The sequence below is a fragment of the Pseudomonas caspiana genome (assembly GCF_040224095.2).
Classification (GTDB): Bacteria; Pseudomonadota; Gammaproteobacteria; order Pseudomonadales; family Pseudomonadaceae; genus Aquipseudomonas; species Aquipseudomonas caspiana.
The window spans coordinates 4,842,024-4,864,030 of record NZ_CP167995.1 but is presented as its reverse complement, the minus strand read 5'-3'; the positions used below and the strand labels follow the sequence as shown (position 1 = coordinate 4,864,030).

The 22,007-nt window shown below is 57.5% G+C and carries 27 protein-coding genes; 24 read left to right on the top strand and 3 right to left on the bottom strand.

Annotated features, from left to right (window positions below):
* The first annotated feature begins 24 nt into the window (after positions 1 to 24).
* Both ABRP31_RS22095 and ABRP31_RS22090 read left to right on the top strand, forming a co-directional pair.
* Entirely contained in the window at positions 25 to 393 is a 369-nt protein-coding gene (locus ABRP31_RS22095; protein ID WP_087264749.1) for a putative holin, read from the top strand.
* Positions 386 to 679 (top strand): phage holin family protein, encoded by a 294-nt coding sequence (locus tag ABRP31_RS22090; protein ID WP_238599512.1) that lies wholly within the window; start codon positions 386 to 388, stop codon positions 677 to 679. Before ABRP31_RS22095 ends, ABRP31_RS22090 begins: the two co-directional genes overlap by 8 nt.
* 69 nt (positions 680 to 748) lie before the next feature.
* Here ABRP31_RS22090 and ABRP31_RS22085 read toward each other — a convergent pair whose 3' ends face one another.
* Entirely contained in the window at positions 749 to 958 is a 210-nt protein-coding gene (locus ABRP31_RS22085; protein WP_349969878.1) for a hypothetical protein, read from the bottom strand.
* On the opposite strand from ABRP31_RS22085, the gene ABRP31_RS22080 reads away from it, so the two are divergent.
* From ABRP31_RS22080 to ABRP31_RS21990, 19 genes are all read left to right on the top strand, one after another.
* Entirely contained in the window at positions 902 to 1,054 is a 153-nt protein-coding gene (locus tag ABRP31_RS22080; RefSeq protein ID WP_349969868.1) for a Com family DNA-binding transcriptional regulator, read from the top strand. The genes ABRP31_RS22085 and ABRP31_RS22080 overlap by 57 nt on opposite strands.
* A 3-nt stretch (positions 1,055 to 1,057) precedes the next feature.
* On the top strand, positions 1,058 to 1,699 hold the full coding sequence (locus ABRP31_RS22075; RefSeq protein WP_349969747.1) for a hypothetical protein: 642 nt from the start codon (positions 1,058 to 1,060) through the stop codon (positions 1,697 to 1,699).
* A gap of 186 nt (positions 1,700 to 1,885) precedes the next feature.
* On the top strand, positions 1,886 to 2,476 hold the full coding sequence (locus ABRP31_RS22070) for a hypothetical protein (protein ID WP_349969748.1): 591 nt from the start codon (positions 1,886 to 1,888) through the stop codon (positions 2,474 to 2,476).
* Complete coding sequence (locus tag ABRP31_RS22065; protein ID WP_087264745.1) at positions 2,473 to 2,664, top strand: DUF2635 domain-containing protein; 192 nt, start codon at positions 2,473 to 2,475, stop codon at positions 2,662 to 2,664. The genes ABRP31_RS22070 and ABRP31_RS22065 overlap by 4 nt, the downstream gene beginning before the upstream one ends.
* Positions 2,661 to 4,157: a phage tail sheath C-terminal domain-containing protein gene (locus ABRP31_RS22060; protein WP_349969750.1), complete on the top strand. Its 1,497-nt coding sequence runs from the start codon at positions 2,661 to 2,663 to the stop codon at positions 4,155 to 4,157. Before ABRP31_RS22065 ends, ABRP31_RS22060 begins: the two co-directional genes overlap by 4 nt.
* A gap of 61 nt (positions 4,158 to 4,218) precedes the next feature.
* Positions 4,219 to 4,566: a phage tail tube protein gene (locus tag ABRP31_RS22055; protein ID WP_087264743.1), complete on the top strand. Its 348-nt coding sequence runs from the start codon at positions 4,219 to 4,221 to the stop codon at positions 4,564 to 4,566.
* Positions 4,566 to 4,865 carry a phage tail assembly protein gene (locus ABRP31_RS22050; RefSeq protein ID WP_087264742.1) on the top strand — a complete coding sequence of 100 codons (300 nt, stop codon included), beginning with the start codon at positions 4,566 to 4,568 and terminating at the stop codon, positions 4,863 to 4,865. Before ABRP31_RS22055 ends, ABRP31_RS22050 begins: the two co-directional genes overlap by 1 nt.
* Positions 4,866 to 4,994: 129 nt before the next feature.
* Positions 4,995 to 6,860, top strand: a complete 1,866-nt coding sequence (locus ABRP31_RS22045) for a phage tail tape measure protein (protein WP_349969751.1) — start codon at positions 4,995 to 4,997, stop codon at positions 6,858 to 6,860.
* A 24-nt stretch (positions 6,861 to 6,884) separates the two neighbouring features.
* On the top strand, positions 6,885 to 8,126 hold the full coding sequence (locus ABRP31_RS22040) for a DNA circularization N-terminal domain-containing protein (protein WP_349969752.1): 1,242 nt from the start codon (positions 6,885 to 6,887) through the stop codon (positions 8,124 to 8,126).
* 3 nt (positions 8,127 to 8,129) lie between these two features.
* Positions 8,130 to 9,164, top strand: coding sequence for a phage baseplate assembly protein (locus ABRP31_RS22035; RefSeq protein WP_349969754.1), 1,035 nt, complete (start codon positions 8,130 to 8,132; stop codon positions 9,162 to 9,164).
* A gap of 52 nt (positions 9,165 to 9,216) precedes the next feature.
* The gene (locus ABRP31_RS22030; RefSeq protein WP_349969755.1) at positions 9,217 to 9,753 is read left to right on the top strand and encodes a phage baseplate assembly protein V; all 537 of its coding nucleotides are present in this window, start codon (positions 9,217 to 9,219) and stop codon (positions 9,751 to 9,753) included.
* Between the two features lie 8 nt (positions 9,754 to 9,761).
* Entirely contained in the window at positions 9,762 to 10,157 is a 396-nt protein-coding gene (locus tag ABRP31_RS22025; protein ID WP_372489467.1) for a phage GP46 family protein, read from the top strand.
* Complete coding sequence (locus ABRP31_RS22020; protein ID WP_349969756.1) at positions 10,147 to 11,190, top strand: baseplate J/gp47 family protein; 1,044 nt, start codon at positions 10,147 to 10,149, stop codon at positions 11,188 to 11,190. Before ABRP31_RS22025 ends, ABRP31_RS22020 begins: the two co-directional genes overlap by 11 nt.
* Positions 11,181 to 11,786: a putative phage tail protein gene (locus ABRP31_RS22015; protein WP_349969757.1), complete on the top strand. Its 606-nt coding sequence runs from the start codon at positions 11,181 to 11,183 to the stop codon at positions 11,784 to 11,786. The genes ABRP31_RS22020 and ABRP31_RS22015 overlap by 10 nt, the downstream gene beginning before the upstream one ends.
* Positions 11,786 to 12,604 carry a hypothetical protein gene (locus ABRP31_RS22010; protein ID WP_349969758.1) on the top strand — a complete coding sequence of 273 codons (819 nt, stop codon included), beginning with the start codon at positions 11,786 to 11,788 and terminating at the stop codon, positions 12,602 to 12,604. Before ABRP31_RS22015 ends, ABRP31_RS22010 begins: the two co-directional genes overlap by 1 nt.
* Positions 12,605 to 12,708: 104 nt before the next feature.
* Entirely contained in the window at positions 12,709 to 13,737 is a 1,029-nt protein-coding gene (locus ABRP31_RS22005; RefSeq protein WP_349969759.1) for a phage tail protein, read from the top strand.
* Positions 13,738 to 13,745: 8 nt separating this feature from the next.
* Entirely contained in the window at positions 13,746 to 14,315 is a 570-nt protein-coding gene (locus ABRP31_RS22000) for a tail fiber assembly protein (RefSeq protein ID WP_349969761.1), read from the top strand.
* 97 nt (positions 14,316 to 14,412) lie between these two features.
* Positions 14,413 to 14,850, top strand: coding sequence for a cell wall hydrolase (locus tag ABRP31_RS21995; RefSeq protein WP_349969762.1), 438 nt, complete (start codon positions 14,413 to 14,415; stop codon positions 14,848 to 14,850).
* Positions 14,847 to 15,341 carry a lysis system i-spanin subunit Rz gene (locus ABRP31_RS21990; RefSeq protein WP_349969763.1) on the top strand — a complete coding sequence of 165 codons (495 nt, stop codon included), beginning with the start codon at positions 14,847 to 14,849 and terminating at the stop codon, positions 15,339 to 15,341. Before ABRP31_RS21995 ends, ABRP31_RS21990 begins: the two co-directional genes overlap by 4 nt.
* A 154-nt stretch (positions 15,342 to 15,495) precedes the next feature.
* Here ABRP31_RS21990 and ABRP31_RS21985 read toward each other — a convergent pair whose 3' ends face one another.
* Together ABRP31_RS21985 and ABRP31_RS21980 are read right to left on the bottom strand one after the other, a co-directional pair.
* The gene (locus tag ABRP31_RS21985; protein WP_349969764.1) at positions 15,496 to 16,317 is read right to left on the bottom strand and encodes an alpha/beta hydrolase; all 822 of its coding nucleotides are present in this window, start codon (positions 16,315 to 16,317) and stop codon (positions 15,496 to 15,498) included.
* 609 nt (positions 16,318 to 16,926) lie between these two features.
* The gene (locus ABRP31_RS21980; protein WP_027901660.1) at positions 16,927 to 17,817 is read right to left on the bottom strand and encodes a LysR family transcriptional regulator; all 891 of its coding nucleotides are present in this window, start codon (positions 17,815 to 17,817) and stop codon (positions 16,927 to 16,929) included.
* 169 nt (positions 17,818 to 17,986) lie between these two features.
* On the opposite strand from ABRP31_RS21980, the gene ABRP31_RS21975 reads away from it, so the two are divergent.
* The 3 genes from ABRP31_RS21975 (at position 17,987) to ABRP31_RS21965 (ending at position 21,956) form a co-directional block, all read left to right on the top strand.
* On the top strand, positions 17,987 to 19,072 hold the full coding sequence (locus ABRP31_RS21975; RefSeq protein WP_349969765.1) for a 4-oxalomesaconate tautomerase: 1,086 nt from the start codon (positions 17,987 to 17,989) through the stop codon (positions 19,070 to 19,072).
* Positions 19,073 to 19,195: 123 nt separating this feature from the next.
* Entirely contained in the window at positions 19,196 to 20,500 is a 1,305-nt protein-coding gene (locus tag ABRP31_RS21970; RefSeq protein ID WP_087264727.1) for a CitMHS family transporter, read from the top strand.
* Positions 20,501 to 20,687: 187 nt separating this feature from the next.
* Positions 20,688 to 21,956, top strand: a complete 1,269-nt coding sequence (locus ABRP31_RS21965) for an OprD family porin (RefSeq protein WP_372488982.1) — start codon at positions 20,688 to 20,690, stop codon at positions 21,954 to 21,956.
* Positions 21,957 to 22,007: the final 51 nt, after the last annotated feature.

Genomic DNA, 22,007 nt, shown 5'->3' with positions numbered 1-22,007 from the left:
TGGGGTTCGCAATGGAGTATGAGCATGGCCGAGCCAGCGAGCACGGCCGCATCTGTCGTGGTCGCTGGTGCGGCCGGTGCGGGTTTCGCAGGATTGTTGACAGGCATCGATACGCTCGCCGCCATCGGCGCATTGGCAGGTGCATTGGTGTTCTTTACCACCACAGAAGAAATGCCGGTCTGGAAGCGGATGGTCTTTCTGTTGGTGTCATTCGTAATGGGTTATTTGTTCGCCCCCGCGTTGGTGGACTTCGAGGTCTGGGGGATCCGCCCTTTCAAATATTCAGGGCCCGCAGCATTCGGGGCATCCGTGCTGGTGGTCACGGTGGCGCTGGCAGCCATCAAACGGCGCGGCAGATTAGAGACCGGGCAGCCTGGAGGTCAGGATGGATAAGCCTTTGATTAGCGCACTGCTCACCCAGGTGACGTTCTGGTTGTGCATGGGCTTGTTCGTTCGGCTCTTCACGTTTCGCCGCAAGGGCGCACGGTTTCGCCGCAACATGAGCTGTCTCGCCTGGCTGGTCATGGTCAGCGCAGGCACGGTGATGGTTTACATCTGCAAAGGCATGCTGGTCATGCCGGTTCAGGCCTGGCCTCTGGTCATGATTCTGGCTGTATTTGTCGGCTCTGTTTACCAGAGCAACGGCAATCTGGCGCAAGTCTGGAAGATCGGGCAATGAGCTGATGCCTGCATGCCAATAGCTTCTGAGAGCCCGCATTCGGCGGGTTTTTTGAGCCACTTTTCACGATCACTGCAAAGCCCCGTTCTCGGGGCTTTTGCGTTGCAGCGCAAAACCTGCCGACGACTGCGGATTGAGCCTGCGTGCCCCGGCATAAATAAAAGGCATAGGCAGATGTTGAAAGATTGCAGATGTGGGAAATGCAAAAGACTTCTTGCCCGAGTGGGCGAGTACACCGAACTCCAGATCAAATGTTCCCGATGCGGGACGTTGAATCATGTGAGGGCCGAGAGCCCCGAGTCATCGCCTCTGAGCGACCAGCGTGCGGACAGTCCGCGCAACCGGATCAATACCCAGATTAATACCTCGAGGTGAACTATGAAACTGTTCAAAACGCTTCTGTTGGCTACGACCTTGCTGTCGTCCTTTGTTTCCGTGAACACTTGGGCTGCGGCTCAGTCGTGGAACCTGGCTCGCGATATGTATTTGATGAAAGAGAGTGCACCAGCTGGCTCTACTTGGGCATTCATGCAAAGTGCGGCGGGCGGCGGTTCGTCCGCGAACTACACCGCCATGCCTTCCTTTGCGGCAGATCAGTGCGGTGCCTCTCCAGCAACCTGCTGGCAGAACTCTGCCACGGGCGGCTGGATCGCAATTCCAAAGGCTGATTACGGTTTTTCGGGAAGTGGCGGCAGCTTTGTCTTCAAGCAAGGTGATGCCGCGTTGCACCCAGGCAACAACACCCAGTCGGTTATTCGCTGGACGAGTCCAATTACTGGGTCGGTCAGTGTTCACGGCCGTGTGAATGATTTGCATACGTCCTGCGGCAACGGCATTGCCTTGATCATCAAGTCTGGTGACTCTGCGATCAAGACTTACGACCTCCCTAATGGCGGCAGCGCCGTCGTGAGCGAGGATGCTATTCCGGTTACAACAGGTGCTCCTTTGTATTTCGTGTTTGACAACAAAGGCGACTACTCCTGCGACGCCACCAGCCTGGATCTGTTGATCACCAACTAACAAAGATACGTTGTAAGACTTAAAAGCAGCCCGGCGGAAAGGCCGGGCTGCTTCATTGATGACTTACTCATCAGAACCTCTGAAAGCCCCGACCTACAGGGCCTGCCGAGCCATTTTTTACGATCACTGCAAAGCCCCGTCCGCGGGGCTTTGTGGTGTCTGGAGTTCTGAAACTGGAGTTCTGAGATGAACGTAACAACTTTGATCACACAGATAAGTGAGCGCTGTCCCGGTTTTCAGGGCCGGGTCGCCGGTGGTCTGCAATGGGATAGCGCCCGCACCGATGACCAGCTTGCGATGCCTGCTGCCTATGTCCTGACGGCGGGCGATACCGCTCAGGAGTCCACCACCAACGTGGTCCGGCACATCGTTCGTGAGCAATACCTGATCAACGTGGCGCTGGCTAACCGTGACCAATACGGCCAAGTCGCGAGCCAGGATCTGCACAGCATTCGGGTTCAGCTATGGGCTGCTCTGGTGGGTTTTCAGCCTGAAGCTGAGGACGATCCTTTGCAGTACAGCGGCAGCTCGATGTTGCTGATTGACGATAACCGGGTTGTGTACCAATTCCGGTTTTTCACTGAGTTCATGCTGGGTCGCAGTGATCCGGCAGGGCCTCCCGAAACGTGGCAGGAGCAGGTCAACGATGGCCTGCCACTGCTTGAGGGAGTCGATATGGACATCGACTTCATTGACCCCATGGTCGACCGAAATCTGACTGATCGCGGCCCGGATGGCCGTATCGAATTTAAAACCCGTGAGGATATACCCCAGTGAAACGAGTGCATGTGAAACCTGCCGAAGGCCGGGCTGTTCCGGATCCGGCCCGGGGCGGCGAACTGCTGTCCGCCGAGGGCTACGAAGTACCGCTGACTGCCTTTTGGCAGCGACGGATCAATGATGCAGACGTAATCGTGGGTACGGCTCCAAGCCTGCCCAAAGCCAAAGGGAGTGCAGCCAAATGACTGTAGGTTTCAGCCAGATTCCATCCGATCTTCGTGTGCCACTGTTTTACGCCGAGCTTGATAATTCGATGGCCAACAGCGGCGCGTCCAGTCTGCGTCGCCTGATCATTGGTCAGGTCAACGATGATGCAACCAGTGAAGACATCGGCCGCCTGGTGCTGATTTCGCGCAGCACCGAAGCGCGCTCCATCGGCGGCGCCGGTTCGATGTTGTGGGCCATGCATGCAGCGCATCGCAAGATCGACGTTGCGGGCGAAGTCTGGTGCCTGCCACTCAAGATCGAGTCCGGCACCAATGCGCAAGGCAAGGTCACGCTGACCGGTACCGCCACGGCGGCCGGTCTGCTCAACCTGTATGTGGGCGGTGTGCGCGTACGTGCCATCGTGCCTGAATTGGCGACTGCTGCCGAAGCAGCCACTGCGTTGCTGAGCGCTATCAATGCGGCCACCGATCTGCCGGTGACCGCTACCGCCGAAGCGGGCGTTGTGACGCTGGTCAGCAAGTTCAAAGGTGAGTTGGGCAACGATATCCAGTTGAGCTTCAACCGACTGGGTGCCGCCAATGGCGAGCAACTGCCAGCGGGTCTGGAAGTGGTTGTGGCTGCTATGGCCGGTGGTGTGGGCACACCGGAAATGGCCGCCGCGCTGGCCGCGCTGGGCGATGAACCGTTCGAGTTCATCAGCCAGCCATGGACCGACGCTGCAACACTGGATTACTGGAAATCCACCATGGATTTCACCTCGGGCCGCTGGTCCTGGGCGAAGCAGATCTACGGTCGGGTCTACAGTGCCAAGCGCGGTACGTTGGGTGCCCTGGTCGCTGCGGGCAAACTGCGTAATGACCCTTCGGTATCCATCGGCGCAATGGAAAAAAGCATTCCGCAGCCGGTATGGGAAGTGGCCGCGCAGTTCAGCGCACGTACTGCGGTGTTCATCAGCGCTGACCCTGCATGCCCGACCCAGTCGGGTGAGTTGGGGGCTATTGAACCAGCGGCGGTCAGCGACCGTTTCATGCTGGATGAATACCAGTCGTTGCTGGGTAGCGGCATCGCTACGTTCGAATATTCGGGCAGCGCGATGCGTATCCAGCGGGCGATCACGACGTATCAGCGTAACGCGTACAACCAGCCGGATGACTCGTATCTGGACAGCGAGCCGCTGCACCAGTCTGCGTATGTGTTGCGCTTCCTGCGCACTCGCATCACCAGCAAATACGGTCGTCACAAACTGGCGAACGACGGCACCAAATTCGGTCCCGGTCAGCGCATGGTGACCCCGAAGGTGATTCGCGGTGAGCTGATCGCTGCTTATGGTGAGCTGGTGCGTCTGGGGATTGTCGAGAACATCGACGCCTTCAAGGACAACCTGATCGTTGAGCGCGATGCGACCAATCCGAATCGCCTGAACGTGCTGTATCCACCGGATCTGGTCAACCAACTGCGCGTGTTCGCGCTGCTGTATCAGTTCCGTCTGCAGTATTCCGACGCGGCCTGAGCCGCTTAATCAAACGTCATTTCAAGCCCGCCCTGTGCGGGCTTTTTTAGTGGAGATTCACATGGGTCAGAAAGTTGCGGGTACTTGCTACATCAAGGTCGACGGCGAACAGCTGGTTATCACGGGCGCGGTAGAAGTACCGATGTCCCGGGTCAAGCGCGAAACCGTCGTGGTCGGCTACTTCAAGGAAAATGAAGTCACGCCGTTCATCAAGGTCGACGCGATTCGTACCGTCGATTTCCCTCGGGCAAAAATCGAGACCGGCACCAACATGACGGTTACCGCCGAGTTCAACGACGGCACCACTTACGTGCTCAGCGGCGCCTACGCGGTGGATGACATGACCAGCACCAGTGAGGACGGCAAGGTCAGCCTCAAATTCGAAGGTATCTCGGGGGACTGGCAGTGATGAGCAAAGAGACCTTTACCCTGGCCGTTGCCATCAAGGCACACGGTCAGGAACTCACCGAGCTGCACCTGCGTCGCCCGACGGCTGAAGAATGTCGGGCGATCAAGGTGCTGCCTTACACGCTTTCCGATTCGTCGATGCCGGTGGCGGATATCGAAGCGGCCTGCAAATACATCGCGGTGTGTGCAGCCATTCCGGCGGGGTCAGTCAACCAACTGGACTTGGCGGATCTGAACAGCCTGGTGTGGAAAATCATCGGTTTTTTCCTGCAGAGCGCTTCGGTGGCGTCGCCGACCTGATCGGCGTGGTGTACGACCTCGCTTACTTCTGGAGGTCGGACCCTGAGGTGCTCATGGGAAGACCTTTGGATGTGATTCTGGAAAGCGAGTGGCATGCCTTTCGAATACTCGAAGAGCAACGAGGGAATAATGGCTAATAAACTTCAAGTCGCGATGGTGATTACTGGTATTGACCGGGTGTCGCTCCAGCTCAAAGGCGCGCAGAAAGAAGCATCGACCCTGAGTAAATCCTTGAGCGCCTTGGGCAACATCCCCTTCATGGACACTTTGACAGGCAAGGAGGGGCTGATGAAGCCCTTCGTTGATGGCGCCAAAGCTGCTATTGCCTTTGAAAGCTCTATGGCCAAGGTCAGGCGGGTGGTTGATTTTCAGACGCCTGAGCAGTTCAAGACGATGAGCAAGGACGTTCTGGATCTGTCGGAAAAATTGCCGGTGTCCGCTGCGGGCATCGCGCAAGTGTTTGCGTTGGGCGGGAAATCGGGCATAGCCCGAGAGGAATTGAAAGCGTTCGCCGAAGACGCTTTGAAGATGGGCATTGCGTTCGAGCAGACCGGGGAACAGTCCGGTGCAACGATGGCGTCATGGCGCACCGGCTTCAAACTTAACCAGACTGAAGCCATGGCCCTTGCCGACCAGATCGCTCAGTTGGGCCGGGCCGGGGGCGTGGACGCAGGGAAAGTGGCCCGGATCGTCACCGCCGCAGGCTCGTCCGGATTGAGTTCGGGGCAGGCCGCCGCAATGGGCGCTGTATTCGCCAAAGGCGGCGCCTCCGAAGAAGCGGCCGCCAGCAGTATGCGCAATTTTGCCCAAACGCTGAACGCAGGCACTCTCGCAACCGAGGGCCAAAAGCAAGCTTTCAAGGCGTTGGGGCTGGACGCGCAAGCGGTGTCTGAAGGCATGTCTGCAGATGCCGAAGGTACGATCAGCAATGTGCTGACCAAGCTGAATGCGTTGGAAAAAGGCAAGCAGGGCGCGATGCTGTCGCAGTTGTTCGGTGATCAATCTGCTGCTCCGCTATTGGCTGATCTCGACACGCTGTACCGTAACTTCCAGTTGGTTGGCAACAGTCAGCAGTATGCAGGCTCGGTACAGGACGCTTATGCGGCCACTGCGCAGACAACCGCCAGTCGGCTGCAGGTGATGGATAACCAGACGACCCGCTTGGGGATCGCCATTGGCACGGCTTTGTTGCCGCCGGTTAACGATTTCCTCGGCACAATCGGGCCGTTGATCAGCAAGGTCTCGGCGTTTACCGAGGCCAATCCCGGGCTGGTCAGAAGCATCGCCGGTGCGGCGGCGGGGTTTACGTTCCTGCGTTTGGCGGTGGTCGCGGCGACGGTCGCCAGTGCTGTTATGAGCACTGTTATAGGTAACAATCCCGTGGGGCTCATCATTCGTGGTATTGCTCTGGCAGCCGGCTTGTTGATTGCCAACTGGTCGTCGGTTGCTGGCTTCTTTCAGGAGGTCTGGACGACGATTCAAACCGCAGGGATGGTGGCCTGGGGATGGATCACTGAGTTTTTTTCCTGGTCTCCGCTGACGAGCGTCAAAGCTAACTGGGAGCCGATCATTGGTTTGTTCAAATCAATCTGGACGACGATTGAACCCATTATTTCTTCGATCATGGCGTTCTTCGGTGGCAGTGACGCAGTCAAGGTCAATACGAACATCGGCGGGGGCACTGGTCAGTTCGTCATGGCCAATGCCGCCCAGATCGTCCGCGACGAACAAGCACAGCGCAACCTCACTCAAGGCGGTGCATCAGCTGACTCGCTGCTGCGAACACCTGAGCAAGCCGGTGCACCCGGCAGCCTGATCATGGCCGGTTCGCTGAACCAGCAGGCGGCGGCGAACACCCGCATGAACCTGCAAGGCGCGTTGACGGTGCAGTTCCAGAATGCGCCGCCGGGCACGACCGTCGGTGAGGCGCAAACCAATCAGCCGGGTTTCTCGATATCGCCACGAGTGGGCGTACGTAGTCTCTCGCAACACTAGCCTCTCGAAATAAAGGACAGCGACATGAGCAAGACTTGGCGGGATGACCTGCAGTCGGCCTCGTTCCGTGGTGTCGGCTTTTGGGTCGACAGTGACAGCACGGTAGTGGGACGGCGTACGCAGTTGCATGAATATCCCCAGCGTGATCGACCTTTGGTTGAAGACATGGGGCGTAAAACCCGGGCGATAACCTTCGAGGCTTTTGTCATCGGAGACGATTGCTTTGTGCAGCGCGACAACCTGTTGCATGCACTCGATCAACCCGGCTCGGGGGAGTTGATTCACCCTTGGTTCGGGCGCATGACCGTGACCGCGACTGAGGGTTGTCAGGTCAAACAGGCGCGGGCGGACGGCGGCATTGCCAGGTTCTCTCTTTCGTTCGTGGAAGCCGGTGAAAAAGGCTACCCCGTGGGTGTGGCCAATACGGCCAGGCTGCTCGAAATGGAAAACCAGAGCTTTCTGGATTCGGCACTGGCCCGATACAAGAGCGCGATGTCACTGATCAACAAAGCGCGGATCAGCATGACGGCCCTGCAAAACGGCGTTGCCGGGGTGCAGTTGGCGATTCAACGCGAGTTCAGTCAGTTGAGCGGATTTGTCAGTTCGGCGGCTTCGCTGGCGGACACCCTGGCTAACTTTCCCGAAAATCTGTCAACGATGCTGGGCGCGCAATTCTCCAGCATGACCAGCGAGTTTGACCGCTTCAAAACTTCGCAGCGCCAAGCCATGACCAAGGTGGAAACTGCACTGGGGCTGGCGAATCCGGCAACCGCTTCAGGAGGCGCGGCGACGGTCGCAACTGTGACCGCGACGCGTGAACTGGTGCGCGATGTGGTGCTGGCCGATGCCATCCGTCTGGCTTCGGCAATGCCAGTGGTCGCGGCACCTGCGGCGTTGCCGGGGGTGCCCGGTCTTGAGCAGCAGGTCGCCACGCCGGTGACGCGTCCAGAAGTCCCGGTGGCGTCTGACGTGACGCAGTTGCGTGACGCCCTGAACGATGTGCTCTGGCAAGCAGCATTGGTGGCCGATTACGAACACTTCGAGCGGATTGAAGCGGTTCGCAAACGTATGAGGGAACACCTGACCGCCGTTGCACGTTCAGGGGTAAACCTCGTTGACATGACGCCCAAAGAATCAGTGCCCGCTGTGGTGCTGGCTTTTCGGCTGTTTGCAGACGCCACTCGCGGCGATGAAATCGTCGCGCGTAACGGCATTTCTCATCCAGGCTTTTTGCCGGCGGCGACCCTTCAAGTCGCTCAGGAGTAACCCATGGACGCGCAAAACGTCGTCACGCTCAGCGTCGACGGTACGGATTACCGTGGCTGGAAAACAGTCAGTATCACTGCCGGTATTGAGCAGCAGGCGCGCACTTTCACATTGGGTGTGTCCTGGCGCTGGCCGGGCAAGGATATTGAAGTTCCGGTCAAGCAGGGCGCTCGCTGCGAAATTCGTATCGGCGCTGATTTGGTACTCACCGGTCATGTGTATTCGACGCCAGTCAGCTACGACGCCAACAGCGTTACCCGCTCGATTGCCGGGCGCTCGCTGACGGCGGATCTGGTGGATTGCGCGGCAACCGGTTCGGCCAGCCAATGGAAAAAACAGAGCGTGCAGTTCATCGTGCAAGCGCTCGCTACGCCTTACAGCGTAAAGGTGCTCAGTGAGGTCGCCAAAACACTCCCGGTAAAGGAACACGTCATTACGCCGGGCGAAACCGCGTTCGAATCCATCGACAAATTACTCACGCTTTCCCGGCTTTTCTCCTCCGATGATGGAGCAGGTAATTTGGTCATTGTCGCGCCCGGCAGCGGTGGGCGTGCGGTGGACCGGCTGCAATTGGGCGACAACATTCTGACCGGTTCCGCGCAACTGGACTATTCCGGGGTGTTCTCTCAATACCGTGTAACTGGCCAGCGTAAGCGTGAAGACAAAGAACCCGCCAGTGCAGCCGCGCAGGTCGAAGCCTTTGCCAATGACGACACACCACCGCGCAAACGGCTGAAGCACATTCATGAGCAGAATCAGCTGACCCAGGAACTCGCCCAATCTCGTGCCGACTGGGAGCGGGCCAGCCGCAAGGGCAAGGCGCTGACCCGCACCTACAAGATTCAGGGCTGGCGGCAATCGAACGGCGATCTCTGGCGGGAAAACATGATCGTGCGCATCGTCGACCCTTTGATCGGTGAGGATCAGGACATGCTGATCAGCCAGATCCAGTACAACCTCGGGGAAAGCGGCACGACTGCTGACCTCACAGTCGCGCCCATCGAAGCGTTTCTACCTGAGCCCAAAAAGCTTGAGTAACGCCACGTAAAGCATCGCTCACCCACTTTATTACCTACTGGAAGCCTTCGATATGAGAGAGCTGCTGAACACGCTCGTCCGCGGAGTCGTCAATCTGGTCAACCCCGCCGGGGCAATTCAGTCCCTGCAGATGACCTTGACCGCCGACGAAGTGAAGGACGGTCTCGAGCACTTCGAGCCTTATGGTTACACCTCCAACCCGCATCCGGGCGCGGAGGGCCTGACCGCTTTCATCGGCGGCGACCGGTCACACGGCGTGGTGATCTGTATTTCAGACCGCCGCTTTCGTTTGACCGGTCTGAAGAGCGGCGAAGTGGCGCTGCACACCGATGAGGGGGATTTCATCCACTTCAAACGCAATCGTGTCATTGAGTTGCAGACCCTGACCTTGCAGATCAACGCCACGGACTCCGTGGCGTTACAAACCAAAAACTTCAGCGTCAAGGCGAGCGGCGGGGTGACCTTCGACACGCCATTGATCAACACCACCGGGCGCATCGAGTCCTCTGGCGATCATATCGCTGCGGGGGTCAGCCTGGCCACGCATGTGCATGAAGGCTCCGACAAAAAACCAGTGCCGGGAGCCTAGCCATGAGCGTGATCAATGAAGAAACCACAGAGCTGGCCTGGCGCCGCGCGGCAATCATCAGCCTGCTGACATGGCGGCGGGCCGGGGTCGACGACAAGCTCGATGACCCGGAGCGTTACGGCTGGTGGGGCGACAGTTTTCCTTCGGTCACCGACGACCAGATTGGCTCGCGACTTTACCTGCTGCGTCGCCGCACGCTCACCGCGCAGACCGAGCGCGATGCCCGGGATTACGCCCGTGAAGCGCTGCAATGGATGCTCGATGACGGCCGGGTTTCGGCCGTCCTGATCGACATCACACGCGGTGCCGAGCGGCTCGACATGCGGGTGAGGCTGGCCTTGCCTGGCGGCGCCACGGTGGAAATTTATCTCGATAATTTATGGCTGGTGATCAATGCCGTTTAAAACTCCTTCTCTACCTGAGCTGATCAGTCGTGCCCGCAGCGATCTGGCAGGTTCGAGCGCGCTGCTGCGTTCCGACGCCGAGGTGCTGGCGCGCATCAATGGTGCCGCCTCTTATGGTCGCTACGGACATCAACACTACATCGCTGCACAGATCCTGCCTGACACCGCCGATGAGGAAAACCTGCTGCGCATGGCTCTCCTGCGACTGAGGCGCAGCTATCTGCCCGCAGTGAGTTCAGCCGGTACCGCCAGCTTCACCGGGGTCGTGGGTGCGGTGCTGGATGCCGGGACATTGCTGCAACGTGAAGGTGACGGCGCGCTTTTTAAAGTGACGTTGTCGGTCACGCTTACGGCGCTGAGCGGTTCGGTAAAACTGGAAGCTGTGGTGCCGGGCATTCTGGGCAACACCCCTGCGTCGATGCGCTTGACCACTGTGTCGCCGGTCGCTGGGGTTGCCGATACCTTCGTGGTGCTTGAGCCCGGTCTGACCGGTGGCACCGAGCAAGAAAGCCTTGAGGCACTGCGGGCCAAAGTCATGCGCTCGTATGCGGTAGTGCCCCATGGCGGTAATCAGAGTGACTACGTGACCTGGGCGCTGGAAGTGCCCGGCGTGACGCGGGCATGGGTACGCAGGCACTGGATGGGGCCTGGCACGGTTGGCTTGTTCGTGGTGCGCGACGGCGATATCGATCCGATTCCCAATGCCGAGCAGTTGCAGCGCGTTTCCGAGTACATCGAGTCCATGCGCCCGGTGACTGCAGAAGTGCGGGTGTTGGCGCCAGTCGAGTTGCCGATCCAGTACGAAATCAAACTGACGCCCGACAGCGGGGCGATTCGCGCTGCGGTGGAAGACGCCTTGATTGACCTGCACAGCCGCGAGGCCGACCTCGGTGTTGTCATGCTCGGCAGCCATATCGCGGAAGCGATCAGCGGCGCTGCTGGCGAAAAGGATCACACCCTGTTCGCGCCACTCGGCAACGTGCAGCCGGGCGCCAATGAGCTGCCTACCTTTGGAGGCATCTTATGGCGATAAGAACAGCTGCTGCGTATTACGCGCAGCTCAAGGCGCTGCTACCGCAAGGGCCTGCGTGGGATGCAGAACGTGTGCCGGAAATTCATCAGCTGCTCGAAGCCGGTTCCCTGGAGCTGGCCCGCGAAGACCTGCGCTTGTTTGATCTGCTGGGCGAAAGCGATCCAAACCGGGTACGCGAACTGGTTCCCGACTGGGAGCAGGTCATGGGCCTTCCCGATCCGTGCCTTGGCGTGAACCCAAGCTTTGAAGACCGACAACTGGCCGTCCGCCGTCGCCTGACAGAAGTCGGCGGACAGACCCCTGCGTTCTTCGTGCAGCTGGCAATTTCAGTGGGGTATCCGCAAGCGACCGTCACCGAATACCGCACACCACGCTTTGGTAATGCGCGCTTCGGCAAAGCACGTTTCGGCACCTGGTCAGCGCAGTACATGTGGACCCTGAACACCGGCCCACGCCTGCGACTAGGCCGTCGCTTCGCGGTAACCCACTGGGGCGAGCGCTTCGGAGTAAATCCCGGCAGCGCTTTCGAATGCGTCATCCGCCGCGCAGTCCCTGCGCATGCACATGAGTTTATAAATTACGGGGTAAATGAATAATGGATTTTCCAAAAAGTGTGCCCAACGTCGGGCTGGTTGACGGCCGATTTGTCGACGAAAGCAACGTTACCGGTCAGGTCGGATCCTTGATCACGGCGGACTGGGGTAATGCAATGACGTCGGAGATTATTAACGTTATTGAGGCGGCGGAGTTGGTGCCGACTGAAGGGCAGAATGATCAGCTGGTGGTAGCGATTGAGAAGTTGGTTTCGGATGGCTTACCCGATATCGCCACTGAGGAAAAAGCGGGTATTGCCAGGATTGCAACTCAAGCTCAGGTTAATGCTGGCACTGACAATACTGCAGCAGTCACGCCACTGAAACTGGCGGCGAATCAAATCGCGACAGGTGCCACCAGCTTTGCACGCCGGTTCGCAAACTTTCGTGATGTCAAACCCCTTGGTACACCGGGCGGCACCTACACGGCTGGTGCTTGGCGAACGCGTGATCTGAACACGGTGGTGGCTAACAATATTCCAGGCGCCACACTGACTACTAATCAGCTGACCCTGCCCGCCGGTACTTATTTCGTTATCGGACAGTCGGCATTGGGCAACGTCCATAATGCTCGTTTAAGGCTCTACAGCGTTACCGATTCGGTGGCTGTTCTGGAAGGCATCGGGAACGGCGCAGTGGGGACTGGGAACCTGACTAATTCGCTTGCTCACCTTATGGGGTCATTCACATTGAATGCTGCAAAGATCATTGAACTTCAACTTCAGGCTGCCGCAAGTTTAACTACTTACGGACTGGGCTATCCGCTCAATCTGGGAATCAGCGAGGTGTATAGCGATATCACGATTTGGCGTCTTTTTTAGCGCATGGTCCTGCAGTCGCGCTAATGAATGCACCGCAAATCTTTTATATAGGTCTTGGGATAAGTGGTTCATGGCATTAATTTAAAAGTTGAGGTGGATGTGTAATGGATTTTCCTAAAAGCATGCCAGACATTGGGCTGGTTGGTGGGCGATTTGTAGATGAAAACATCAGGACTGGTCAGGTAGGTTCTTATATCCCTTGCTCGTGGGGCAACGCTGTAACAGAGGAGATTATCAATGTCATCGAAGATGCAGAGCTGAAACCTGATGAGGGCGACAATACACAGCTGCTGGTGGCGATAACCAAAATAGCGGCTCGATCCGAAACCGTATTTCGTCATATATCTTCTTCCCAAACTCTGCTGGCTACTGATTTGGGGTTGGTGTTGATTGATGCAACTCTATCGACAGTGAGCGTTACGTTGCCTGCTTCCAATAACGTACTGGGTGTTCGTGATGTGATCTTGCGTCGCACAGACAATACGGGCAATCGACTCAACGTTGTGGTTACAGGTAGCGACAAAATAAAACTGCATACCCATCTTAATACTGCAGGGTATCCCTTGCTTGTTCTTATGGGCGCCGGTGACTGGTGGCACTTGCGCAGTGACGGAGCTGGTAGTTGGTGGCCTGTAGGACGCTGTGATGCGACACCACTGGGGCGGGTAGTTTTTGACACTACAACATCATTTCCTCCTGGCGGTTACGGGGCTATCTCTGGTTCTGTATTCATGCGTCTTGAGTGGCCATGGCTTTGGGACCATGCCCAACAATCCGGAATGTTGACCATTGAAGCAGCACGGCTTGGGAATGAGGGTGGGTGGACTTCCGGCGATGGCGTGTTGACGTTCAGGGGACCAGAGGGCCGAGGTGAGTTCTTGCGGGTTCTGGGCGAGGATCGAGGCGTTGACGCGGGTCGAACTGCTGGTAGCGCTCAGGTTGGAGCTCTACAGAGCCACTCCCATTTGATTCGATACTCCAACGCTACGGGGGCAGATAGTACTGCTATTTATGCAGCCGGTTCGCTCTACAACGGAGGCGCCGCGGTTAAGGACTATGGCACTGGTAGCGTTGGCGGCACCGAGACTCGCCCGCGTAACATCGCTTACCCCGGCCGTATCAAACTCATCTGAGGTTCCAAATGACTGTTATTTATTTGACTGACCCCGCGGGCGTTCTGACGGGACCTGTGACCCTGCCTGTTGTTCCGGGTATGGGTGTGCAGCTTCCAGGTAATGCGATTGAATTAGCGGATGAACTTGCTACACCCGAAGCAGGCTATGTTTTGACATTGATCGATGGAGAGGTGGTGGTTGTCGCTGACCATCGTGGTCCGGTCTTTATGACTGCCACTGGTGATCAGGAGGAATGGTCAGCGCTAGGTCAGTTGCCGGACGGTTATACAATCGAACCCAAGCCGGGTCCGTTTCATGTTTGGCTGGATGGCGGTTGGCAGCTTGACCAAGCTGCGCTTACAGCCTCCAAGACGGCCGAGGTACAGGCCTTGCGCGATGAACGTTTGAGGATGGCTGCTCTGCGCATCGCCCCATTGCAGGACGCCCATGATTTAGGTGAATCAACCGAGACCGAGGAGGCCTTGTTGCTGAGTTGGAAGCGGTATCGCATTGCACTGAATCGCATTGAGCAACAAGCGGGCTACGCGGTAGCTGTCGATTGGCCGTTGCCACCTGGTGCTGAACAGCCTGAATAAGCCCCGCATTGTCGGGGCTTTTTTAGGCGCTTTGCTTGCTGAAAATGCTTTTAAACAAAACCCGCTTCGGTGGGTTTTTTTTCGCCCGGAGAAAACCATGGCAACAACAGAAACAGACCGCGACACCCTCGCCCGCACACTCTGGGGCGAGGCTCGTGGTGAAGGATTGGTGGGGATGATTGCCGTTGGCTGGACCATCCGTAACCGGGTGGAAATGGATTTGCACAACGACGGCAAACCGGACTGGTGGGGGGAGGGATATGTGGGTGTATGCCGGGCGCCGTATCAGTTCAGTTGCTGGAATCGCAATGATCCGAACTACCCCTTTCTGAGCGGCAGCAGGCCCATCCCAGCCGCTCAATTCGCGCTGGCTTCGCGGGCTGCTTCGGCAGTCATCGCAGGCGAGCAATCTGATCCTACTGGCGGCGCAACTCATTACTACGCCACGACTATGCCCAAGGCTCCGGCCTGGGCATCGATGGCCAAGCGGACACTCAAGCTCGGCCGTCACATTTTCTTCAAGGATGTGCCATGAGCGCGTTCTTCAAATGGATCCCTCTATGGGGCTGGATAGTCCTGGCGCTGCTGATCGCCAGTACTTGTCTGGCTGTGCGGCTGGACAACGTAACAACCGACCGCGACACCGTTGCGCTTGAGCGTGATGCCGAACGAGAGAAGGTTCGCCAGCTCACCTCAGCCAATGAATCACGCAAGAAAACCCAGAAGCTGCTGCTCGATCTGGACACCCGACATACTCAGGAACAGGCCCTCGCCGATGAAAAAAATGCTGCCATGCTCACTGCTGTCGCTACTGGCGCTCAGCGGGTGTACGTCAACGCCAGTTGCCCCGCAGTGCGAACCGCCGCCACCTCCACCGGCCAGCCTGATGAAGAAAGTCGAGCCCAACTTGACCCGGCGGTTGCAGAAAGAATTCTCCATACCGGTGTCGACGGAGATGATGCCATCCGTCAATTGAGTGCGTTGCAGGAGTATGTAGAGAGGGTGTGTTTGGGGCAGAGCCGATAGAAAAGTACGTAAATTGCTGTCGTGTAGCAATGATTGCCCTGTAGGAACTCACCGAGGTTACGAGGCCAGCGATTGCGGTTTGTCTGAGACGCCGCGATCGCTGGCCCCGCACCTTCGGTGAACACCTACAGGATTGGGTTCAATTCAGAAACCATCAGCCCTTGATAAAGGCCAGCAGGTCTTCGTTGATGACCTCAGGGTGAGTGGAGCACATGCCGTGCGGATAGCCTTTGTAGACTTTCAGCGTGCCGTTTTTGACCAGCTTGATTGCTAACTCAGCCGAGTCTGCGATCGGCACGATCTGGTCATCATCGCCGTGCAGGATCAGCACCGGTACGGTGATCTTTTTCAGGTCTTCGGTGAAGTCGGTTTCCGAGAAGGCTTTGATGCAGTCGTAATGGGCTTTGGCGCCGCCCATCATGCCCTGACGCCACCAGTTGTCTTTTAGCCCTTCAGAAACTTTGGCGCCGTCGCGATTGAAGCCGTAGAACGGGATCGGCACTTCCTTGTAGAACTGGGCACGATTGGCTGCCAGTGCGGCGCGGAAACCGTCAAACACGTCAATCGGCAGGCCGCCGGGGTTGTTCGCGGACTTGACCATGATTGGTGGTACTGCGCCGATCAGTACGGCCTTGGCCACGCGGCCAGCGCCGTGTTGTGCGACATAGCGAGCCACTTCGCCACCGCCTGTGGAGTGGCCGATGTGCACAGCGTCCTTGAGTTTCAGGTGAGTCACCAGCGCAGAAACGTCGGCGGCGTAGGTGTCCATGTCGTTGCCGGTTGCGGTCTGCGTCGAGCGGCCATGGCCACGACGGTCGTGAGCGATCACACGATAGCCCTTGGACACGAAGAACAGCATCTGCGCGTCCCAGTCATCGGAACTGAGTGGCCAGCCGTGGTGGAAAACGATCGGTTGGCCGGTGCCCCAGTCTTTGTAAAAGATTTCGGTGCCGTCGCTAGTCGTGAAACTTGTCATGTCGTGATGTCCTTTTCCAGTAGGGGCTGAAGTTGCCGCTTGAGCAGCGTTGCTGCCAATGGCCATTGCCGAGAGTGAGCCTGCAGCCAGCGCAGTTGCGCCAACCTTTAGAACCTGCCTGCGTGAACTCGTCGGGGTGTTCGGGGTGCTCGGAGTGTTATTGCTCTCTGACATAAAACCTCCAGCTCTCGGCAGGGTACGAGAGGCTGACTCAAGACGTTAGCTCAATCCATGAGCGTGGGTTGCAGCCACCGACGATCGCGCAACAGGCATCAGAGCCTGGACACTTGACGTGAGCAGTCGCAGCAATGTTTCACTAAAAAGTGGGATGTAAAATACACGTCGAGTTGAACCCGGAATGAACAACACCGATGTAACGAATGTGCTGTTGTCTGAGCAAAACTATACGCAGATGAGCGGAAAAGAATAACGAGGTGGGAACTGACGGATTGTCACTCAGGTGTTGACGGTCAGGCCGCTTGAGCCAGATTGAATGCACAGATCCTTTAGGGACTCACGACCAGTACGAGGCAGCGACAGCGAACCTGTCCTCGCTGGTCTTGAAAACTCGGTGGGCCCTACAGATCGCGGATTGGCTGAGCGACTTCATCACTGCGGCCACTGCTCCAGTAGCATGGCGACAAATTTTTCCGCGGCCGGAGACAGCGAGGCTCCGCGCCGCGACACCAGCCCCAGCGTTCTGTCGACCACAGGATCAACCAGCGGCACGCTGACCAGGGTTGGGTGACCTTCGGCCGGCATCGCCAGGCTGGGCATGGCCGAAATGCCCAAACCTGCTTCGACCATGCCCAGCGATGTCGACAAATGCTGCACCTCATAAAACCATTTTGGACGCCAGCTCAGCCCTGCCAATGCGTGGTCAAGGATCATCCGGTTGCCGCTCAGACGTCCCACACCAATAAGGCGGTATTCGCTGAGTTCGATCCAGGACACAGACTCACGTTTTGCCAGTTCATGGTCGCGACGGCAGGCCAGCACGAAAGGCTCTTTGACCAGTGGCACGAACTCGATATCCGGATGCTGGCCGCTCATCATGTTGATGCCGAAATCTGCTTCTCCGCGCAGCACTGCTTCCAGTCCTTCGTTGGCGCTGAGGTCCAGCAATCGAATGCGAATTTTTGGATAGCGCTCGTTGTACAGGCGAATCACCGAGGGCAAAAAGTAAAACGCCGCAGTGGGAATACAGGCGAGGGTCACTTGACCAATCTGCCGTTCTGCCAGCTCGCGAATGTTCAGAATCGAGTCTTCAAAATCGTCCAGCAGACGGCGTGCTTTGGGAAAAAAGTCTCGGCCTACGCTGGTCAGGCTCACCCTGCGAGTGGTGCGATCGAGTAGCGAGGTGCCCAGTCCCTGCTCGAGCTTCTTGATGCGCCGGGTCAATGCTGGCTGAGAAATATGCAGCACTTCAGCAGCTTCATGAAAACTGCCCAGTTCGGCGATTTTCACGAACGATCGAATATCTTGCAGCTCATATTCCACTTTTTATTCTCCTGTCAGTGGTTAGTCATGGGCGATTTCAAGCGCAGGTTCATTATTCACCAAAGTGGAATAATCGCTACGATCTTTGCATTGGATAAGAAAAAACATCCGTGGGACTCTTGCTTTCAACACATCAATGACACCCATTGATCAACAAGAGTCAGCCATTATGCAACCGATTCCCTGCGTCCTGATGCGCGGCGGCACCTCCAAAGGGCCGGTCTTTCTTGCCTGTGATTTACCTGATTCGACTGCTGAGCGTGATGAACTTCTGTTGGCGCTGATGGGCTCCGGTCACGAGCTGGAAATCGACGGCATCGGCGGCGGCAGTCCGCAAACCAGCAAGGTCGCGATTGTCAGCCCTTCGACCCACGAAGACGCCGACGTGGATTACCTGTTCGTGCAGGTCATGGTGTCCCAGCGTCGGGTTGATACCGCGCCCAACTGCGGCAACATGCTCTGCGCCGTTGGCCCGTTTGCAGTAGAGCAGGGACTGGTCAAGGCAAGCGGTGACGTGACTCAGGTGCGGATTCGTAACCTCAATACCGGCACCTTCGTCTGCGCTGACGTCAACACGCCTGGCGGTCGGGTCAGCTACGAAGGCCAGACCCGTATCGATGGCGTGCCAGGCTCGGCAGCTCCCGTGCAACTGACGTTCCTTGATGCGGCGGGTAGCAAGACCGGCAAGTTGTTCCCCACCGGTCAGCAGACTGACATCCTCGATGGGGTGCCGGTGACCTGCATCGATATGGCGATGCCGATGGTCATCATCGAAGCCTCGTTGTTGGGTAAACGGGGTGACGAAACGCCTGCGGAGCTGGACGCTGACAAGGAGTTCTTGCGCAAACTCGAAGCCCTGCGTCTGCGCGCAGGTATGGCGATGGGGTTGGGCGATGTCAGCGATAAAGTAATCCCCAAACCGGTATTGGTCTCGCGGCCGGATGCAGGTGGCACGCTCAAGGTTCGCTACTTCATGCCCCACAACTGTCATAGGGCGTTGGCCATTACTGGCTCTATCGGGCTGGCGACTGCTTGCGTCAGCGACGGCACCGTTGTCGCGAAGTTGCTCGGAATTGGCAGCGAGCCTACGCGTTTGCAACAGGTCCGGATCGAACACCCCAGTGGCTCTATTCAGGTCGCGCTGGCCTACGTGGGGGACGAGGGGCAAACGATTCGAGCTTCAGTGATCCGCACTGCTCGCCGGCTTTTTTCCGGTGAGGTTTATGCGCCTGTCGCGCAACAGTTGGCCAGTTAAATTTTTGTAGTAACACCCACTCCAAACGATCGCTGTTCGAGTAGATCGGGTATCGTCCACACGGTTCTCGGCAAGCCCGGCTGCATTCGCTTGGCCAGAAAATAACAACAAGAGAATATCCATATGCTTGCCTTCCTTGGCCTCGCCATGGTCGTGGTGTTCACCTACCTGATCATGTCCAAACGTTTGTCTCCCATCGTGGCGTTGACGATCGTTCCGATAGTGTTCGCAGTCATTGGCGGCTTTGGTGGTACCACCGGCAAGATGATGCTCGATGGCCTGAAAATGGTCGCGCCGTCTGCAGCATTGTTGCTGTTCGCGATCCTGTTTTTTGGCTTGATGATCGACTCCGGGTTATTCGATCCGCTGATCCGCAAGATTCTCAAACGCGTGAATGGCGATCCGATGAAAATTGCGGTGGGCACCGCGTTGTTGTCGCTGACCGTCGCGCTTGATGGCGACGGCACCACCACTTACATGATCACCTGCGCCGCAATGCTGCCGCTGTACAAACGTATTGGCATGAACCCGATGATCCTCGGCATCGTGTCGATGCTTTCGTTGAGCATCATGAGTGGCATGACGCCGTGGGGCGGCCCGGCAACACGCGCCATTGCTGCGCTGGGGCTGGATGCCGGGGAGTACTTCATTCCGTTGCTGCCGACCATGATCGGTGGTGCGGCGTGGGTGGTATTCACAGCCTTTCTGCTGGGGCGTGCCGAGCGTAAACGCATCGGTAATGTGAACCTGCAAAGCGGCGGCGGTAACTGCTATATCGAAGCCATTCTGGGCGATACCCCGCACAAGCGTCCCAAGCTGGCCTACGTCAATCTGGCGCTGGTTGTGGTGGTGATGATCGCGTTGGTCATGGGCCTTATGCACTCGGCTGTCCTGTTCCTGATCGGCTTTGTGCTGGCGTTGATGATCAACTATCCGCAACTGGATATTCAGAAAGAACGCATCCTGGCGCACTCCGGCAATGCCATGACCGTGGTGCTGTTGGTATTCGCGGCCGGTGTGTTTGCCGGCATCTTCTCGGGTACCAAAATGGTCGACGCGCTGGCGCAAACTCTGGTGGCCTGGATCCCGCCTGAGTGGGGCCATTTGTTCCCGCTGGTGGTCGCACTGACCAGCATGCCGCTGACCTTTGTCCTGTCCAACGATGCTTACTACTTTGGCGTGGTGCCGATCCTTGCCAATGCCGCAGCGGCGTATGGCATCAGCCCGCTGGAGATTGCCAGGGCATCGATTCTGGGGCAACCGGTGCACTTGATGAGCCCGCTGGTGGCTTCGACTCTGCTGCTGATGGGCATGATCGACCGCGACATCGGCGACTTCCAGAAAGCCGCGGTGAAATGGGCGGTGCTGACGTCGTTGGTGGTCACAGCCCTGGCGCTGCTGACCGGTGCGCTGACGTTGTTTGTTTGATTTAAAAACTGAACTGAAATGCATTTTCTGTAGGAGCTGCCGAAGGCTGCGAAAGCGTATCTCCTGATACACCGCTATCGCAGCCTTCGGCAGCTCCTACAACGACTCCTTATGACTGAACCAACCACACGCCCTTAGCAGGGCGTGCGGATCACTGCATCTCCAATAACAACAATGAGTATTGAGCATGACTATGTTTTTCAAGCGTGGAGCCATCGCCGTCATGAAAGGCGCGCCGCTGTTGACCCTGCTGCCATGGGCGGGTGTGGAAGCCGCTGGTTTTATCGAAGACAGCAAGCTGAAGCTGCAACTGCGCAATGTCTACTTCAACGAGAACTTCCGCGATGAAAACGGCCTGAGCGCTCGCGCTGCCAGTACCGCCAAAAGTGAACGTACTGAATGGGCGCAGGGTTTTCTGCTCGACTACCAGTCCGGTTTCACTCAAGGAACATTAGGCTTTGGCGTCGACGCGTTGGGCTTGTTGGGCGTCAAGCTCGATTCGGGCAAGGGCCGCAGTGGCACTGGCTTGCTGCCCGTGCATGACGACGGTCGTGCGGCCGATGAGTTCGCCAGTCTCGGCGCCGCAGCCAAAGTACGTCTGGCCAAGACCACGCTGAAGTACGGCACGTTGTTGCCTAAAACCCCGGTGCTTATTTACAACGATGCGCGCCTGTTGCCTCAGACGTATCAGGGCACTCAATTCACCAGCACTGACATCGATAACCTGACGCTTACGGGCGGTCATCTGGATCAATTCAAGCTGCGCGATTCGTCGGACAGCCGTTCAATCATTCCCGACGGATTCACGGGTCGAGGTTCGGATTTCTCGTACGTGGGCGGTGATTACAAACTGGGAAAAAACATCAAGCTCAGCTACTTCTACGGCGAACTGGAAAACTTCTATCGGCAGCAATTTGCGTCGATCCAGCATGATTTGCCTTTGGGGTCAGGCGTGCTGACCAGCGACCTGCGTTATTTCAACAGCGTCGATGCCGGGACGGGACGGGGCGGCAAAATCGATAACGACATGCTCAGCGGGCAGCTGACCTATGCACTGGCCGGGCACAGTTTCGGGGGCGGTTATCAAACCCTGAGCGGTGACGCGGGCCTGCCCTATATCAGCGGCGCTACCGTGTATTCGTTCAGCAACGTCGGGATCGGCAAGTTCATCGAGGAGGATGAAAAGACCTGGATGCTCAGCTACGGCTACGATTTTGCGCGCGTTGGGCTACCAGGCCTGACATTCTCGACACGCTATCTGAGTGGCGACAACGGCAAAGCGGGCGCTGCGCAGTTAAAAGAATGGGAACGCGATGCGGAGTTGGCGTATGTGCTGCAAAGCGGCACATTGAAAGGGCTCGGCGTGAAGCTGCGTAACTATGTTTACCGCTCGGACTTCGCCCGCGGCCGTGACAGCAACCGGATCTACGTCACCTATGACATAGCGCTCTGGTGACCAAACCTCTAATTGAAATGTTTTTCTATAGGAGCGACCGGGGTGGCGCTC